This is a genomic window from Epibacterium sp. ABZ3_068 (genome assembly GCF_056159265.1).
In genome coordinates this window covers 282,501-296,850 of the sequence record NZ_JBSWUV010000001.1, presented here as the reverse complement: position 1 = coordinate 296,850, position 14,350 = coordinate 282,501, and the positions used below count along the sequence as shown (strand labels likewise).

The following is a 14,350-nucleotide window of genomic DNA, read 5'->3' as shown; positions in this document are numbered from 1 at the left end:
CATCCGAGATTTGACTTGGCAGCAAAGGGGATAGAGCGCGCCTTTCGGCACCAAAAGGGTGTCAGATTCGCGTAAAAACTCAGCAGTTTTCCATTTCTTCGCGCGGGCTAAGGCGGTAGAGGGGGGTATGCTGTCGTATCAACACATCTACCACGCAGGCAATCTGGCGGACGTTCAAAAACACGCGTTGCTTGCCTTCATGCTGTCCTATTTGACCCAAAAGGACAAACCCCTGACCTATATGGAGACCCATGCGGGCCGGGGGCTTTATCATCTGGATGCGCCAGAGGCGGTCAAAACGGGTGAGGCGGCGGCAGGTGTCGAACGTGTGGTCAACACGGGAATTCTGCCAGCAGAACATCCTTTGATGACAACGCTTGCAGATGTGCGCAACCAGCATGGAGCTTCGGCCTATCCGGGATCGCCTTTGATTGCCGCGTCGCTTTTACGGGTGCAAGACAGCCTGCATTTTGCAGAACTTCACCCGCAGGAAAATGCGGCCTTGCGCGCCGCGCTCAAGGGGCATCGGGCCAAAGTGCACAAGCAGGATGGATATGAGCTGGCGGTGTCACTTGCGCCGCCCACTCCCCGCCGGGGCATGCTGCTGATTGACCCGAGTTATGAGGTGAAGACCGAATACGCCCGCTTGCCGGGGAGTATTGCTAAGGTCCATAAAAAGTGGAATGTCGGCATCATCGCGCTGTGGTATCCGATCCTGCGCGATGGACGTCACGAGGCAATGGTAAACGCGCTGGAACATCAGAGCTTGCCAGGTGCCTGCCGCCACGAAGTCCGCTTCCCGGCCGCACGAGAGGGCCACGGGATGATCGGATCAGGCATGTTCATCATCAATGCCCCTTATGGGATCGACAGTCAGATGGCCGATCTGGACAAGTTGTTCACGCAGCTCCGGTAGCGCGGGTAAGCTCCCATTAGCCCCGGTCAGCGTCTTTTTCTTCCCAGTCCCTGATCCAGTCCCATCCGCCAAGCGCTTCAACCAGCGGTGCAAGCTGCTTTTCAAAGTTTTTCCATTTTCCAAGACCGGAGGCGTTTACTCCGGCACGGACCCGATGGGCATAAGCTGTCACCATCGCGTGTTCCGATTGCTCCGGCGTCAGGCATGCCGGGTCCCAATCCATGCCGAGATGGCTGAGAATGGCCCGCATCTGCGTTTCTGTATCAGTTACCAAGGCCCTGTAGGACTGAACCCGCAAACTGCTGCCGAGCTTGGATTGGAAGTCGTCCAGGCTGCGGTAGGTTTGTCGGATCATATGACCGATCCACTCGAACCTGCGCGTATATTCATAGCCATCTTTCAGGTTTGTCGTAAAAAGCGACAGGCCAACGTCCAAAGGATGACGTGTCAGAAAGATGGACCGGCTTTGCGGTAGAATCATCTGCGCAAATCCAAGCTCAAAGCGGTTGTGGGGCAGCTTGTTGATGACGAGGCTTGGCGTGGCACCAATGGGCAGATGGATGTTTGAAAAGAAGCTGGTCCGCGCCTGCTCTAGAACTGATTGTTCTACGGAATTTGTCCAGGACCAGAAATCCGACGGCTGATCTCCATCTTGGAGCTGGGATAAAGCCTGCGCCATCTTTCGGGCGCTAAAAAGTGCTCTGCTTTCGTCCGTGCTTGCGATTTCGCGATGGCAGGAAAGCATAGCATCCAGAAGGGTTGTTCCCGAACGCGGCAAGCCAACAATAAATGCGAACTGTGGCACAGCCCCTTGCGGAGGAGAGGCAATTACAACGGGTGGGTCGAATGCCTTTATTTGTGCGTCGACCTGTTCTTCGATCTCAGTAGGGGAATAGGGGGTCTCCTGCAGGGCATTTGATTGCGCGAAATATTCAAATGCCTCATCCGGGTTTTGCGTCTTCAGAATGTGCCCCAAGGCTGTCAGCAAAGTGTACCGATCCTTACGAGACAGAGTGCTGTCCATCAAAAAATGGCGAAGCCGTTCCACCACCGGACTGTCTGGTTGTAGATCGTCCACAAATGTCAGGCCGATATAGGCGTCGACCTTGTTTGGGTGATCCTGAATAAGCGCGTGATAGATAGCTTTGGCGTCGTCAAGCCTGCCGATCTGGCCTAGCCGGCCTGCCAAACAGTAGATATTCTGTTGCCTGTCAGGGCGCATCTGAACCACCATCTGCAATACAGACAGCGACCGTTCTTTCATGCCAAGCTGCCAGTAACATTCAGACACGGCTTCCAAAAGGTCTGGGTTTTCAGGATCCTGTGCGACAAGGGGCTGAAGGTATGAAAAAGCAGCCCGGTAGCGGCCTTCGTTGGCGAAGCTAAGATAAGTCTCGATATCGAAATGTGCTGGCAGTTTTTCGAGTGCTGCGTGTGACATGTTACCTCCACGTGCCCTTGGCAGCCCGGAGCGTAGGGCGACAATTTTAGGATTGTCTTAAAAAATGTCACAAGCGGTCTGAGAAAGAGAGCCGACCGCAGAGAAAGAAATTGGGCGCTCTGATGAAGCGCCCAATTTGGTGTCAACTTGTGCTTAGTGCACGTCTTTGTACGAGATCTCGCGTTCGTCGACGCCTTCGCCGATTTTTTCGCGGCGCACGATCAAACGGTTCAGCGCGTGAATATAGGCCTTGGCGGATGCCACAACCGTGTCGGTATTGGCGCTTTCGCCGGTTGCAATGGTTCCTTCCTCAGCGAGGCGTACCGTAACCGTTGCCTGGGCATCTGTGCCAGCCGTGACGGCGCTCACCTGATAGAGCTGCAGGCGTGCCGTGTTCGGGTGGATCTTGCGGATCGCTTTGAATGCGGCGTCAACAGGGCCATCTCCCTCACAGGTCGCGCTGACGTCCTTGCCGTCCACTTCCATTTCAACCGTGGCTTCGGCCGGGCCGCCTGTGCCACAGACCACTTTCATGGAGACCAGCTGCAGGTGATCCTCTTCGGCATTCTCGCTTAACCGCATCAGGGCGATGATGTCATCGTCCAGCACTTCTTTCTTGCGATCCGCCAACTCTTTGAAACGAACAAACAGGTCCTTCAACTGGTTGTCACCGATCTCATACCCCAGCTGGCTGAGCTTGTCGCGCAGCGCAGCCCGGCCAGAATGTTTGCCCAGCGGCAGCGATGTGCCCGACAGGCCCACATCTTCGGGGCGCATGATCTCAAAGGTTTCCTTGTTCTTCAGCATGCCGTCCTGGTGGATGCCGCTTTCATGGGCAAAGGCGTTCTTGCCGACGATCGCTTTGTTCGGCTGGACCACAAACCCCGAGACGGTCGAAACGCGGCGGGAGATATGCATGATCTTTTGGGTGTCGATCCCGGTGGTGAAGGGCATAATGTCGCCGCGCACCTTGAGGGCCATTACCACCTCTTCCAGCGCCGTATTGCCGGCCCGTTCGCCAAGACCGTTGATGGTGCATTCGATCTGGCGGGCGCCGCCCGCAACAGCCGCCAGCGCATTGGCGGTCGCCATGCCGAGGTCATTGTGGCAATGGGTGGCAAAGATCACGTCATCGGCACCCGGCACGGTCTCGATCAGCCGCTTGATCAGGTCGGCGCTTTCCACCGGTGCGGTGTAGCCGACGGTGTCAGGGATATTGATGGTGGTGGCACCGGCTTTGATCGCAATCTCGATCACGCGGCACAGGTAATCCCACTCGGTCCGGGTCGCATCCATCGGGGACCATTGGACATTGTCCACCAGATTGCGGGCATGGGACACGGTTTCATGGATCTTGTCGGCCATCTCATCCATGGTGAGGTTCGGAATGGCGCGGTGCAGCGGCGAGGTGCCGATAAAGGTGTGAATGCGCGGGCGGGCCGATTTGCGCACCGCTTCGGCGCAGCGGTCGATGTCTTTGAAGTTGGCACGCGCCAGACCGCAGATGGTGGCGTTCTTTGAGCGTTCCGAGATCTCGGACACCGCACGGAAGTCGCCTTCTGAGGCGATCGGGAACCCGGCTTCGATAATGTCGACGCCCATATCGTCCAGAAGCTCGGCAATTTCCAGCTTCTCGTCGTGGGTCATGGTCGCGCCCGGGCTTTGTTCGCCGTCACGCAGAGTGGTGTCGAAGATCAATACGCGATCTTTGTCAGATGCAGTTGTCATGTCGGTAGCTTTCTGTGTCTCTGTCCTAAAATCCATTTCTGGCGCGCAATCCAAACCCTCTGAGCGGGCGCGCCGAATGGCACGCTCAGAGGCGGATTAGGAGCAGTAGGCCGCGCGAGAGCGCACCGCAAAAGGCGGTGTCGGCTTTGGGGATATCTGCGCGCTTAGTCATGTGCCGATTTATACAGGGGACGCAGCAAATGAAAAGGGTCAAAACGCAGGATCAATCACGCGCGCGACGTGACGGCCCAGTTGGTCAATCAGAGGCGGGATCTCTGCGGCGTCTGTGGTGCAAAATCCGATCAATATGCCGGATGCCTTCCCCTGGGGATCAAAAAGCGACAGAGGTTGCACCGCAAAGCCCTGCCCGGCGGCGGCGTGACAGATTGCGCGGTCGTCGGTTCCTTTGGCCAGATGAAAGGCGATCTGCATTCCGGCACGGTGGTGTCGGAAATACCCCCAGGGCTCTGGCCACAATCGCAGCGCATCCACGGCCGCTGCATAACGCGTCGCATATTGCCTGCGGGTGCGGCGGATATGGCGGTCATATTGGCCTTCTGCCATGAACATGGCCATGGGGCGCTGCGCTGTGACGCCTGCGCCTGCACTGGGATGAATAAACCTGTCGCGCATTTTGCTGACCAGAGCCGGAGGCAGGACAAGGTAGCCCAACCGGATCGCATGTGAGAACGTCTTGGAAAAGGTCCCCACATAAAGACACCGGCCAACTTGATCCATCCCGGCCATCGCAGGCAGGGGCTGACCCGCATATCGGAACTCGCTGTCGAAATCATCCTCGATCAACCAGGTGTTCTGCGCTGCCGCAGCCGCCAGAAAAGCGCGGCGGGCGGCCACAGGTAATGCGCCGCCCAATGGGAATTGATGCGACGGCGTGAGTACCGTGGCTTTGGCCAGCTGCGCGGGCAATTCGGGGCCGCTTGCGCTTGGCCTTAACCAACGAACCTGCCATCCCCGTGTGACCGCGTACCGGTGCAGGGGCGGAAATCCCGGGGTTTCAAGCCCGATATCTCCGTCTTCGATCACAAGTTCCATTGCCAGTTCAAGGGCTTCGCGCGCGCCAGAGGTCACTACAATCTGCTCTGGTCCACAGGCTACACCGCGCCAGCGGTGCAGATATGCGGCGATCTCACTGCGCAGCATGTCATCGCCAAACGGATCGCTGAGTGCACAAAGCGCCTTGGGTGTGGTGCGGGCGGCGCGTGCCAGTGTTCGGGCCCAGGCGCGTGTGGGGAACAGGTGCGGGTCAGGCTCTCCTGGGCGCAGTAGCTTTGGGCGATCCGTGCCGGGCGCTTCTGTCTTCCGTATTGGCGCCGGTGCGTCGGAAACATCTGCAAGCGGTGCAATGTCTGCCACAAACATGCCTGCACCCCGACGCGCCACCAAATACCCCTCGGCGGCAAGTTGGTCATAGGTCTGGATAACGGTGCTGCGTGAAATGCCGAGGTCCTGCGCCAGCGCCCGCGAAGAGGGCAGGCGTGCGTCCTCTGCAATGCGCCCATCCGCAATTGCGCGGCGCAGCGCTTTGGCCAGTTGCACATAGATCGGAGCAGAATCATCTGCATCGAGGAGCGTAGACAGATCAAGCATATTGGTATGCAAAAATAGTTCAAAACTGGATCTTATGAAAGAACCATTTCCGAAATACTTCTGCTCCAGAACTCCGAAAGACCAAGCAAGGAAGTAGGCCATGTCTAGTGCAACCGACACAGCTGATCTGAAAACAAACCGCAGCCGACTGCGCCGGGCGCATGAACGGGGGCATTTTGACCGTGAGACGATCGACACGGTTCTGGCTGCCATTCCGATGGCCCATATCGCATATGAGATTGACGGCGCCCCGTCCGTTTTGCCGACCCTACAGTGGCGCGAAGGGGATTATGTCTATTGGCATGGCTCCGCCGCCAGCCGGGCCTTGCGCGCGATGGAGGGCAAGCCCGTTTGCCTGAGTGTTTCCTGTCTGGATGGCTATGTCCTGGCGCGGTCCGCCATGCATCATTCGGTCAATTTCCGGTCGGTCATGCTGTTTGGAACAGCTGAACGGGTCCATGGTGACCACGCCTTGGCAAGTCTGGAGCGGATGTTTGACGCGTTGTTTCCAGGCCGTTGGGAGACCCTGAGGCCCATGACAGATCAGGAATTCAAGGCAACGGCCGTCATGCGCATGCCGATCTCCGAGGGGGCGGCAAAGATCCGCACAGGTGGCCCAAAGGATGACGAGGAAGACTATGCGCTGCCGATTTGGGCCGGTGTGGTGCCGGTGTCCATGACCCTGCAGCCACCGGTGGATGACGCTGATACCAAGATCGACGTCCCGCAACCCGATCACCTGAGCCGCATTCGTATCGGATAAACAAAACTGCCCGCCAAGACTGTCTTGGCGGGCGGGTTTACAATCCTGTGTCTGTCTTTTGTCTGTCTTTATTCGCTGACTGCCTCGGCAGGTGTGTCAGCTGCTTCGGCTTCTGGTGCCTTCACCAGCTCACCGTTTTCCCAATCTCCTGCGGCTTCCTGACCGCTGGCATATCGGATCACCCCCGGACCCTGGCGTTTTCCGTTCAGGAAGCTGCCTTCATAGATGTCGCCATTGCTGTAACGGGCGATACCTTTGCCGGTGATCTTGCCCTGATCCCAGTCCCCGTCATAGCTAAAGCCATCTACGGTCACAATTTTGCCGCGGCCGTGGCGCTGCCCCTCGACAAAGCCTCCGGTATAAACAGAGCCATCTGCATAGGTCACAACCGCCTCGCCATGGCGCAGGTTGTCTTTCCAGCCGCCTTCATAGCGATATCCGTCGGAATAGGTCATCACGCCGCTTCCGTCGTGTTTGGCGTTTTTGAAAGTCCCGATATAGGTCACACCGTTGGGATAGATCGAGGTGCCTTCGCCTTCGATGACCCCTGCGGTCCAGCTTCCTTCATAGGACGACCCATCAGGGTAGGTCACCTTGCCCTGACCATCTGGCAGGTCCGCCCGGAACTCGCCTTCATAGATCGATCCGTCCGGGTATGTGACCTTTCCGATCCCTTCGATCTGACCGCCAGACCATGCGCCGGAATAAGAATAGCCATCAGTACCGGTGAATGTGCCTGTTCCGTGTCGCAGGTCGTCCTCGAAATCCCCTTCGTAGGTGGAACCTTCCGCATAGCTCAGCTTGCCGCGCCCCTGGCGCCGACCAGCCACCAGCGGCCCTTCGTAAACATCGCCGTTGGGGAGTGTCAGCTTGCCTTGCCCATGCATCTGATCGTTCAGCCATTCGCCTTCATAGATCAGACCGTCCGGCAGTATCAGTTTGCCAAAACCATCCAGCTTGCCGTCACGGATGTCACCTTCATAGGTCGCACCATTGGCTTGCAGGATCTTGCCTTTGCCTTGCTTGTGGCCCTCGCTCCAATTGCCGGAATATTGGTAGCCGTCCGGGTTGGTCATGGTGCCGTGGCCGTGGTGTTTGCCATCGGCAAAGGCGCCCTCGTAGCGCATCCCGTTGGCATAGACGGCGATACCCTGACCGTTGATCACACCGTCTTTCCATTCCCCCTCATAGGTGCCGCCGTCCGCAAAAGTGATTTTGCCCAAACCTTCGGGTTTGCCATTTGCAAACTGGCCTTCGTAGATGGAACCATTTGGGAAACGGGCAACTCCATTGCCCTGAATCTCTCCCTCGACCCATTCGCCCGAATACTCATAGCCGTTTGGCAATGTGTAGGTCCCGGTTCCGTGCTGAAGCCCACCTTTGAAGGCACCTTCATAGATGCCGCCAATTTCATCCTGGGTTCGAACCGCGTCACTGTCCTGAGCCCAGGCGGTACCGCTGAGTATCAGCACGGTCGAAAGTGCGGTGAATGTGCCAATACGGATCATGTTAACCTCTGCCTGCCTTTTGGGACGCGGCGCCTGGCCGCTGTCGATGCTTGGGCAAAAACTATGCCAGCACCACGCGCGTCGCAATCTCTTTTGCGCATCAGGCTTCCACTTGGCGGCTGATCTGGTAAATGGCATGGGGAACGACCGAAAAGGTGTAGAGAAGAATGGCTGATCGTTTTCGCATTACCCTTGCGCAGTTGAACCCTACTGTGGGTGACATCCCAGGCAACGCGGCCAAAGCCTTTGCCGCCTGGGAGGAAGGGCGCGCTGCCGGGGCCGATCTTGTGGCCCTGCCGGAAATGTTCCTGATCGGGTATAATGCTCAGGATCTTGTCATGAAGCCCGCATTTCACAAGGCTGCCATGGCGGAAGCGGAAGCACTGGCCGCGCGGTGTGCCGACGGTCCGGCGCTGGCGATTGGCTCTCCCTGGGCTGAGGATGGCAAACTTTACAACGCCTATTTGATTCTAAAGGGCGGCAAGATCGCGTCCAAAGTCTATAAATATCACCTCCCCAATGAGACTGTTTTTGACGAGGTGCGGATCTTTGATGCGGGTCAGCTTGGTGGGCCCTATGTTGTTGGGGAAACCCGTGTGGGATCGCCCATTTGTGAAGACGGCTGGCATTCGGATGTGGCGGAAACGCTCGAAGAAACCGGGGCAGAGTTTTTGCTGATTCCGAATGGTTCGCCCTATTACCGTAACAAAATGGAAGTCCGGCAGAACCACATGGTGGCGCGCAGTGTCGAAACGGGACTGCCGGTGATTTACCTCAATATGGTTGGTGGGCAGGACGATCAGGTTTTTGACGGCGGCACCTTTGTTCTGAACCCCGGCGGTCAGCTGGCTTTGCAGATGCCGGTGTTTGACGAAGCTGTGACTCAGCTGGATTTGGAACGTACCGCAGAAGGTTGGCGCGCGCGCGCCGGTGAAAAGGCGCATATCCCCGACGAGTGGGAGCAGGATTACCGGGTGATGGTCGAGGCCCTGCGCGACTATCTGCGCAAAAGCGGCTTTGGCAAAGTGCTTCTGGGACTTTCAGGCGGTGTGGATTCGGCACTTGTTGCTGCTATTGCGGTGGATGCGATCGGGGCGGAAAACGTCCGCTGTGTGATGTTGCCATCAGAATATACCTCGGCGGCCTCCCTGGCGGACGCCGAAGCGGTCGCCAAGGCGCTGGGTGTTCATTATGATTACGTGCCGATTTCAGAAGGACGGGCGGCAATCACCAATACGCTTGCCCCGCTGTTTGCCGGTCGGGATGCGGATCTGACCGAAGAAAACATTCAGTCCCGCCTGCGCGGCCTCCTTCTTATGGCCATGTCCAATAAGTTTGGCGAGATGCTCCTGACCACCGGAAACAAGTCCGAGGTTGCAGTGGGCTATGCCACGATTTACGGGGATATGAACGGCGGGTATAATCCGATCAAGGACCTCTATAAGACCCGGGTGTTTGAAACATGCCGCTGGCGCAATGCCAATCACCGCGACTGGATGATGGGCCCAGCCGGAGACGTGATCCGGGCCAATGTCATCGACAAGCCCCCGTCAGCCGAGTTACGGGATGACCAGAAAGACAGCGACAGCCTGCCGGATTACCCGGTTCTGGATGCGATGTTGGAGATCTTGGTAGATCAGGATGGCTCCGTTGAAGACTGCGTCGCCGCCGGGTTCGACCAGGCCGAGGCGAAACGTGTCGAGCATCTGATCTACATCAGCGAATACAAGCGTTTTCAATCCGCGCCAGGCGCGCGTTTGACCATGCGGGCTTTCTGGCTGGACCGTCGCTACCCAATTGTGAATCGCTGGCGGGCCCCAAACTGAGGGTGTCACCCAACAACGGGGTAAAGCTCCCGCCCGGCTTCGGTTTGCACGCAAACCTGTGCCAGTTGGGCGTAGCGCCGCGCAAAGCGCGGCGCTACGCCCAAGGCTGAGGTCGGGGCCCGCCGAACAGGCGGGCAGGGGCCGAGGGCGCGGGAGACGCCCCCTCAACCAGATGCAAGCGTCAGATGGCGAATTGATAGCTAACGGGGACAAACCGGAACCCGGACCCGCGCGTTTCCACAAATCCCATACCCGGGAAGGGCATATGATAGCCAATCATCGGGATCCGGTCTGCTGCCAGCATGTCAAAGTTTCTGCGGCGGGTTTTGGCTGCCATATCCTTGTCTCCATCAAAAGAGATCGCCCAGTCCGGGTTCTGGAAGGCCCAGACGTAGTGATTGGCCATATCAGCAGTCAGCAGAAGCTGCTGCCCTTCGCTTTCCAGCATATAGATAGTGTGACCAGGCGTGTGGCCTGCCGCCGAAATAGCGGTGATGCCGGAAACAACGCTGTCTCCGTCCTTGATGAAGGAAGTCTTTTCCGCCAGGGGCGTGACGTTTTTCTTCACCAGCCCTCCCACGCGGTGTGTTTCGTCAAACCCTGCCCAGAAGTCGTATTCCGCTGCTGCCGTAACGTAACGCGCGTTTGGGAAGGTTGCGCTGCCTTCGGTCATCAGCCCGCCGATGTGGTCCGGGTGCATGTGGGTGATCACCACCACGTCGATCTGCTCCGGGCTCACGCCAACTTCACCAAGACCTTTCTGAATGCCGCCGTTCCCAAGCCCGGTGTCAAACAACACCAGTTCGGATCCTGTATCCACCAGCGTTGGTGTGAAATAGAACTGCGCTGCATCGGCAGAGATAAAGTTGGCGGCAGAGACCGATTTGAATTCTTCCTCGGTGGTGCTGATACCAAAAATGCTCATGGCGTCTTCGCGCACGGCTGAACCATCAAGCAATGTTGTGACGACAAACTTGCCAATGGCAAAGCTGCGCGCAATGGGGCTGTTGGCTGGGGTGACGTTGCCCTTGGCCAGAAGGGGTGTTGCTGCCATGGACAGGGGCAGCGCTGCAGCTGCTCCAAGGGCGGCGCGGCGGGAAAGTTTAAACGACATAATGGAACCTCATTCCAAATGGGGGAATTCGAACATGTGTAACCTAGTCTATTATAGGGCCGTGGCGACTAAAGCGTGATGACGAGCGCGTGAGGTTTGCTACAGTTTCATAAGCGCCTGCTGGCGCTCGTTCTAATCACCTATTTCTGGTCTTTTGTGCATACTTACGCCGATCATACCCAAGGGGGCAGAGAGGGCTGGTTGCAAGGGCCTGCGCGGACTAATTAAGCTCCGGCCTGTATCCTCGACCTGATGTACTCTTGGTCATCTGCGGTAATAAACGACCGTATGGCGCGACGGCTGCCCCAGTTGCGCCAGATCGAAAGCCTCAGTTGTACAGGCGTGGTTGTGCCAAGGCGGCTCAACTGGACAAATCATCCCGCATATGACAGAGCAAACCGCAACAGGAGATGCTTGATGACCACCACCCGATTTGCTCCGTCGCCCACCGGATATATTCACGTGGGCAATCTGCGCACCGCGCTGATGAACTATCTGATTGCCCGCAAGGCAGGCGGCACCTTTATCCTGCGCATCGATGATACTGATCCCGAGCGCTCCAAGGAAAAATATGTCGATGCGATCAAACAGGACCTGGAATGGCTGGGCCTCACCTGGGACCGCGTTGAACGTCAATCTGAACGTCTGGATCTGTATGTGGATGCAGCGAACAAGCTGCGTGAGGCCGGACGCTTCTATGAGGCGTTTGAAACCCCGGTCGAACTGGATCTGAAGCGCAAGAAACAACTGAATATGGGTAAGCCTCCGGTCTATGACCGTGCTGCGCTGAACTTGTCCGATGAAGAAAAAGCAGCCCTGCGCGCCGAACGTGGTGACGGAGTCTGGCGTTTCAAGCTGAACCACACCCGTATCGAATGGGCGGACGGCATCGGCGGGGATACCTCGATTGACGCGGCATCTGTCTCGGACCCGGTTCTGATCCGCGGGGACGGGCAGTTCCTTTATACGCTGGCGTCTGTTGTGGATGATACCGATATGGGTGTTACCCATGTTGTGCGTGGCTCTGATCACGTGACAAATACGGCAACCCAGATCCAGATCATGGAAGCCCTGGGCTTTGGCCACCCTGAATTTGCTCACCATTCGCTGCTGACCGGTCCCCAGGGAGAGGCGCTGTCCAAACGCCTTGGCACGCTTGCTCTGCGTGACCTGCGCGAACATGGTGTTCAGCCGATGGCGCTTCTGTCACAGATGGCACGTCTGGGCTCTGCGGATCCGGTTGAACTGCGCACTGACATGGCTGAGCTGATCGACGGCTTTGATGTCTCCCGTTTTGGCACCGCGCCGACGAAATTCGACGTGCAGGATCTCTTCCCGCTGACCGCACGCTATCTGCAGGCACAATCCGCCGAGGATGTAAAAGGTGAACTGGATGCGCTTGGCGTTCCCGGCGAGCAACAGGCTGCCTTCTGGGACGTTGCCCGCGAAAACATCACCACCTTGTCGGATCTTTCCCAGTGGTGGACGCTGTGTCAGGAAGGCGCAGAGCCGCTGATTGCCGAGGAGGATAAGGAATTTGTGGCCGAGGCGATGAAGTTGCTGCCCGAAGGTCCCTATGGCGCCGACAGCTGGAAGAGCTGGACCACGGCGGTCAAGGATGCAACCGGGCGCAAAGGCAAAGGCCTGTTCATGCCGCTTCGCAAAGCTGTGACCGGGATGGAACGCGGCCCCGACATGGGCGCGCTTTTGCCCTTGATGAAAGTGGTGCGCGCACGCGGCTGATCGCTCGCTTGTTCCGGAAGATAAAAAGGCGCGCTGAACCAGTGTGCCTTTTTTGCGTCTTGATGGGGCTAGGTTGACGTACGAATTGCAGCTGTCCGCGCCAGGTGGTGGTCAACCACGGCCTGCTCGCGGGGCGTCAAGATCTGCGCACGCGGATAGCGGGGGGCACTGCGGTCGTCTATAAACGGCCTGTCCCAACCGTCTGTTGTGGCAAAGAAGGCGGCCACACCCTCGTCGCCAAAGACTCGCAGATACCCCTGGACCACCACATCCAGATAGCTGATCCAGACCGGGTAGGGGGGAGTGGCGCTGTTTTGCGCAGCTTCTGGCACGGCATAAACCTGAATATCCGTATCTTCCGCCAGATCGTGGTGCACGGCCTGGCTTGCGGGGAGGCGACCATAAGCATATTCCCGTTCGTCAAGGGCGGCCCAATCGGCATTTGGTACGGCAGCAATCAGCCCGTCAATCGCGGTGTTCTTGTCTGCAACAGCCGTCAGAAAAGCCAGGTCGCGCAGGCTTGTTTGCACCCATGCCCGTTTCCAGCCAGTCAGCCGGGCCGGGCGCGGATCGCCGTAAGTATGGGTCTCCACGTTCACAAGACTGCCATATCCAAAGAAATAGGGACTTTGCATGTAAGGTTTCTCCGGTTTCTATTGATGTATGTCAAACCGGCCTTTGCGGGGCTGTGCAACCTTTTTGCACCCATTGCTCAACCCGGAGATGATTCATGCGGATTACCAAGCGCACAAATATTGCCGTTCGCCTTTTGATGTATTGTGCGGCCAACAGCGACCGCCTTGTGACCAAGGCCGAGATCGCCGAATGCTGTAAGATCTCTGAGAACCATCTGGCGCAGGTCATCAATCAGCTGAGCCAGCGTGGTTTTCTGAATACCCATCGTGGCCGCCGCGGCGGGATTGCCTTGGCGCGCCCCGCCAGCGAGATCCGTGTCGGGGATGTCTTCCGCCAGATCGAAGGACCGGTCCCAATCGTCGAATGTCTCGGGGATGGCGATAATACCTGCCCGCAGCTGAACGTGTGCCGTCTGCGCACGGCATTGTCCGATGCGGCCCAGGCCTTCTTTCAGGCATTGGATGAGGTGACGCTGGATGCGTTGATCTGCGATCCGACCCAAATGATGGATGCCCTGCGCCCGGCCGCCTGCGTACGGGCCTGAGTTTAAAGCGGGTAAACCGACTTCAAACACCCATCTCCTGGTTCGGAGTTGGTCCATCCCTCTTCTGACGCCGTCTCCATTTGGAGGCGGCGCTTTCGATTCTGTTCATGCGCGCGACTCGACTTTTGGGTCATATGTTTTGTTTCTGTGGATAAGTATGTGAGTTATTTGGTCTTATGTTGTTTTTGGGTGGTTTTGGTCTGGTTTTGGGGTGTGGTTTTGTGTGTTTTGGATTTTTTGAGGGGGTTATCCCGTTGATATTGTTTATTATTTTGTGATTTTGTTGATTTCTTTTATGTTTTTGTGATTTTGGGGTTGCGGGTGGTTTGGGTTGGGACTAGAACCCCCTTCACCGGCGGCGCTGAGGCGCTACGGGGCGCGGCGGAGACGCTGCGGGACACACCGGAGAGACGGTGGTGACGGGTCGGAAAGACGATCTTGGCGCTCAGGGAAGACTGAGGGACACCTGGGAGAGGCTGGGGCATTTGGGAATGGACTGAGGCGGTGGCGCAGGAAGATTTTG

At 57.5% G+C, this 14,350-nt stretch carries 11 protein-coding genes; 5 read left to right on the top strand and 6 right to left on the bottom strand.

Features of this window, described 5'->3' with window-relative positions; genetic code table 11:
• The first annotated feature begins 127 nt into the window (after positions 1 to 127).
• Positions 128 to 916, top strand: a complete 789-nt coding sequence (locus tag ACXAEW_RS01480) for a 23S rRNA (adenine(2030)-N(6))-methyltransferase RlmJ (RefSeq protein ID WP_474939616.1) — start codon at positions 128 to 130, stop codon at positions 914 to 916.
• 16 nt (positions 917 to 932) lie between these two features.
• Here ACXAEW_RS01480 and ACXAEW_RS01475 read toward each other — a convergent pair whose 3' ends face one another.
• From ACXAEW_RS01475 to pdxR, 3 genes are all read right to left on the bottom strand, one after another.
• Positions 933 to 2,357 carry a tetratricopeptide repeat-containing sulfotransferase family protein gene (locus ACXAEW_RS01475; RefSeq protein WP_474939615.1) on the bottom strand — a complete coding sequence of 475 codons (1,425 nt, stop codon included), beginning with the start codon at positions 2,355 to 2,357 and terminating at the stop codon, positions 933 to 935.
• Positions 2,358 to 2,510: 153 nt separating this feature from the next.
• The gene (locus ACXAEW_RS01470; RefSeq protein WP_474939614.1) at positions 2,511 to 4,085 is read right to left on the bottom strand and encodes a 2-isopropylmalate synthase; all 1,575 of its coding nucleotides are present in this window, start codon (positions 4,083 to 4,085) and stop codon (positions 2,511 to 2,513) included.
• A gap of 210 nt (positions 4,086 to 4,295) precedes the next feature.
• Positions 4,296 to 5,693: a MocR-like pyridoxine biosynthesis transcription factor PdxR gene (gene pdxR / locus ACXAEW_RS01465; protein ID WP_474939613.1), complete on the bottom strand. Its 1,398-nt coding sequence runs from the start codon at positions 5,691 to 5,693 to the stop codon at positions 4,296 to 4,298.
• Between the two features lie 100 nt (positions 5,694 to 5,793).
• On the opposite strand from pdxR, the gene ACXAEW_RS01460 reads away from it, so the two are divergent.
• Entirely contained in the window at positions 5,794 to 6,456 is a 663-nt protein-coding gene (locus ACXAEW_RS01460) for a pyridoxamine 5'-phosphate oxidase family protein (protein WP_474939612.1), read from the top strand.
• Positions 6,457 to 6,524: 68 nt separating this feature from the next.
• Here the strand turns inward: ACXAEW_RS01460 and ACXAEW_RS01455 are convergent, their stop codons facing one another.
• On the bottom strand, positions 6,525 to 7,964 hold the full coding sequence (locus tag ACXAEW_RS01455) for an MORN repeat-containing protein (protein ID WP_474939611.1): 1,440 nt from the start codon (positions 7,962 to 7,964) through the stop codon (positions 6,525 to 6,527).
• A 167-nt stretch (positions 7,965 to 8,131) separates the two neighbouring features.
• Between ACXAEW_RS01455 and ACXAEW_RS01450 the strand changes: the two genes are divergently transcribed.
• On the top strand, positions 8,132 to 9,790 hold the full coding sequence (locus ACXAEW_RS01450) for an NAD+ synthase (RefSeq protein WP_474939610.1): 1,659 nt from the start codon (positions 8,132 to 8,134) through the stop codon (positions 9,788 to 9,790).
• Positions 9,791 to 9,971: 181 nt separating this feature from the next.
• On the opposite strand, the gene ACXAEW_RS01445 is transcribed toward ACXAEW_RS01450, so the two are convergent.
• Complete coding sequence (locus ACXAEW_RS01445; RefSeq protein ID WP_474939609.1) at positions 9,972 to 10,904, bottom strand: MBL fold metallo-hydrolase; 933 nt, start codon at positions 10,902 to 10,904, stop codon at positions 9,972 to 9,974.
• Between the two features lie 417 nt (positions 10,905 to 11,321).
• Between ACXAEW_RS01445 and gltX the strand changes: the two genes are divergently transcribed.
• Positions 11,322 to 12,647, top strand: coding sequence for a glutamate--tRNA ligase (gene gltX / locus ACXAEW_RS01440; RefSeq protein WP_474939608.1), 1,326 nt, complete (start codon positions 11,322 to 11,324; stop codon positions 12,645 to 12,647).
• A 68-nt stretch (positions 12,648 to 12,715) separates the two neighbouring features.
• Here gltX and ACXAEW_RS01435 read toward each other — a convergent pair whose 3' ends face one another.
• Positions 12,716 to 13,282 carry a gamma-glutamylcyclotransferase family protein gene (locus ACXAEW_RS01435; protein WP_474939607.1) on the bottom strand — a complete coding sequence of 189 codons (567 nt, stop codon included), beginning with the start codon at positions 13,280 to 13,282 and terminating at the stop codon, positions 12,716 to 12,718.
• Between the two features lie 95 nt (positions 13,283 to 13,377).
• On the opposite strand from ACXAEW_RS01435, the gene ACXAEW_RS01430 reads away from it, so the two are divergent.
• Entirely contained in the window at positions 13,378 to 13,827 is a 450-nt protein-coding gene (locus ACXAEW_RS01430; RefSeq protein WP_474939606.1) for an RrF2 family transcriptional regulator, read from the top strand.
• Positions 13,828 to 14,350 lie beyond the last annotated feature (523 nt).

What these genes read in the sequence shown, in the direction of transcription:
- ACXAEW_RS01455 (WP_474939611.1), bottom strand. Translation starts at nt 7,964, where the DNA reads ATGATCCGTATTGGCACATTCACCGCACTTTCGACCGTGCTGATACTC.
- ACXAEW_RS01445 (WP_474939609.1), bottom strand. Translation starts at nt 10,904, where the DNA reads ATGTCGTTTAAACTTTCCCGCCGCGCCGCCCTTGGAGCAGCTGCAGCG.
- ACXAEW_RS01450 (WP_474939610.1), top strand. Translation starts at nt 8,132, where the DNA reads ATGGCTGATCGTTTTCGCATTACCCTTGCGCAGTTGAACCCTACTGTG.
- gltX (WP_474939608.1), top strand. Translation starts at nt 11,322, where the DNA reads ATGACCACCACCCGATTTGCTCCGTCGCCCACCGGATATATTCACGTG.
- pdxR (WP_474939613.1), bottom strand. Translation starts at nt 5,693, where the DNA reads ATGCTTGATCTGTCTACGCTCCTCGATGCAGATGATTCTGCTCCGATC.
- ACXAEW_RS01460 (WP_474939612.1), top strand. Translation starts at nt 5,794, where the DNA reads ATGTCTAGTGCAACCGACACAGCTGATCTGAAAACAAACCGCAGCCGA.
- ACXAEW_RS01470 (WP_474939614.1), bottom strand. Translation starts at nt 4,085, where the DNA reads ATGACAACTGCATCTGACAAAGATCGCGTATTGATCTTCGACACCACT.
- ACXAEW_RS01430 (WP_474939606.1), top strand. Translation starts at nt 13,378, where the DNA reads ATGCGGATTACCAAGCGCACAAATATTGCCGTTCGCCTTTTGATGTAT.
- ACXAEW_RS01480 (WP_474939616.1), top strand. Translation starts at nt 128, where the DNA reads ATGCTGTCGTATCAACACATCTACCACGCAGGCAATCTGGCGGACGTT.
- ACXAEW_RS01475 (WP_474939615.1), bottom strand. Translation starts at nt 2,357, where the DNA reads ATGTCACACGCAGCACTCGAAAAACTGCCAGCACATTTCGATATCGAG.
- ACXAEW_RS01435 (WP_474939607.1), bottom strand. Translation starts at nt 13,282, where the DNA reads ATGCAAAGTCCCTATTTCTTTGGATATGGCAGTCTTGTGAACGTGGAG.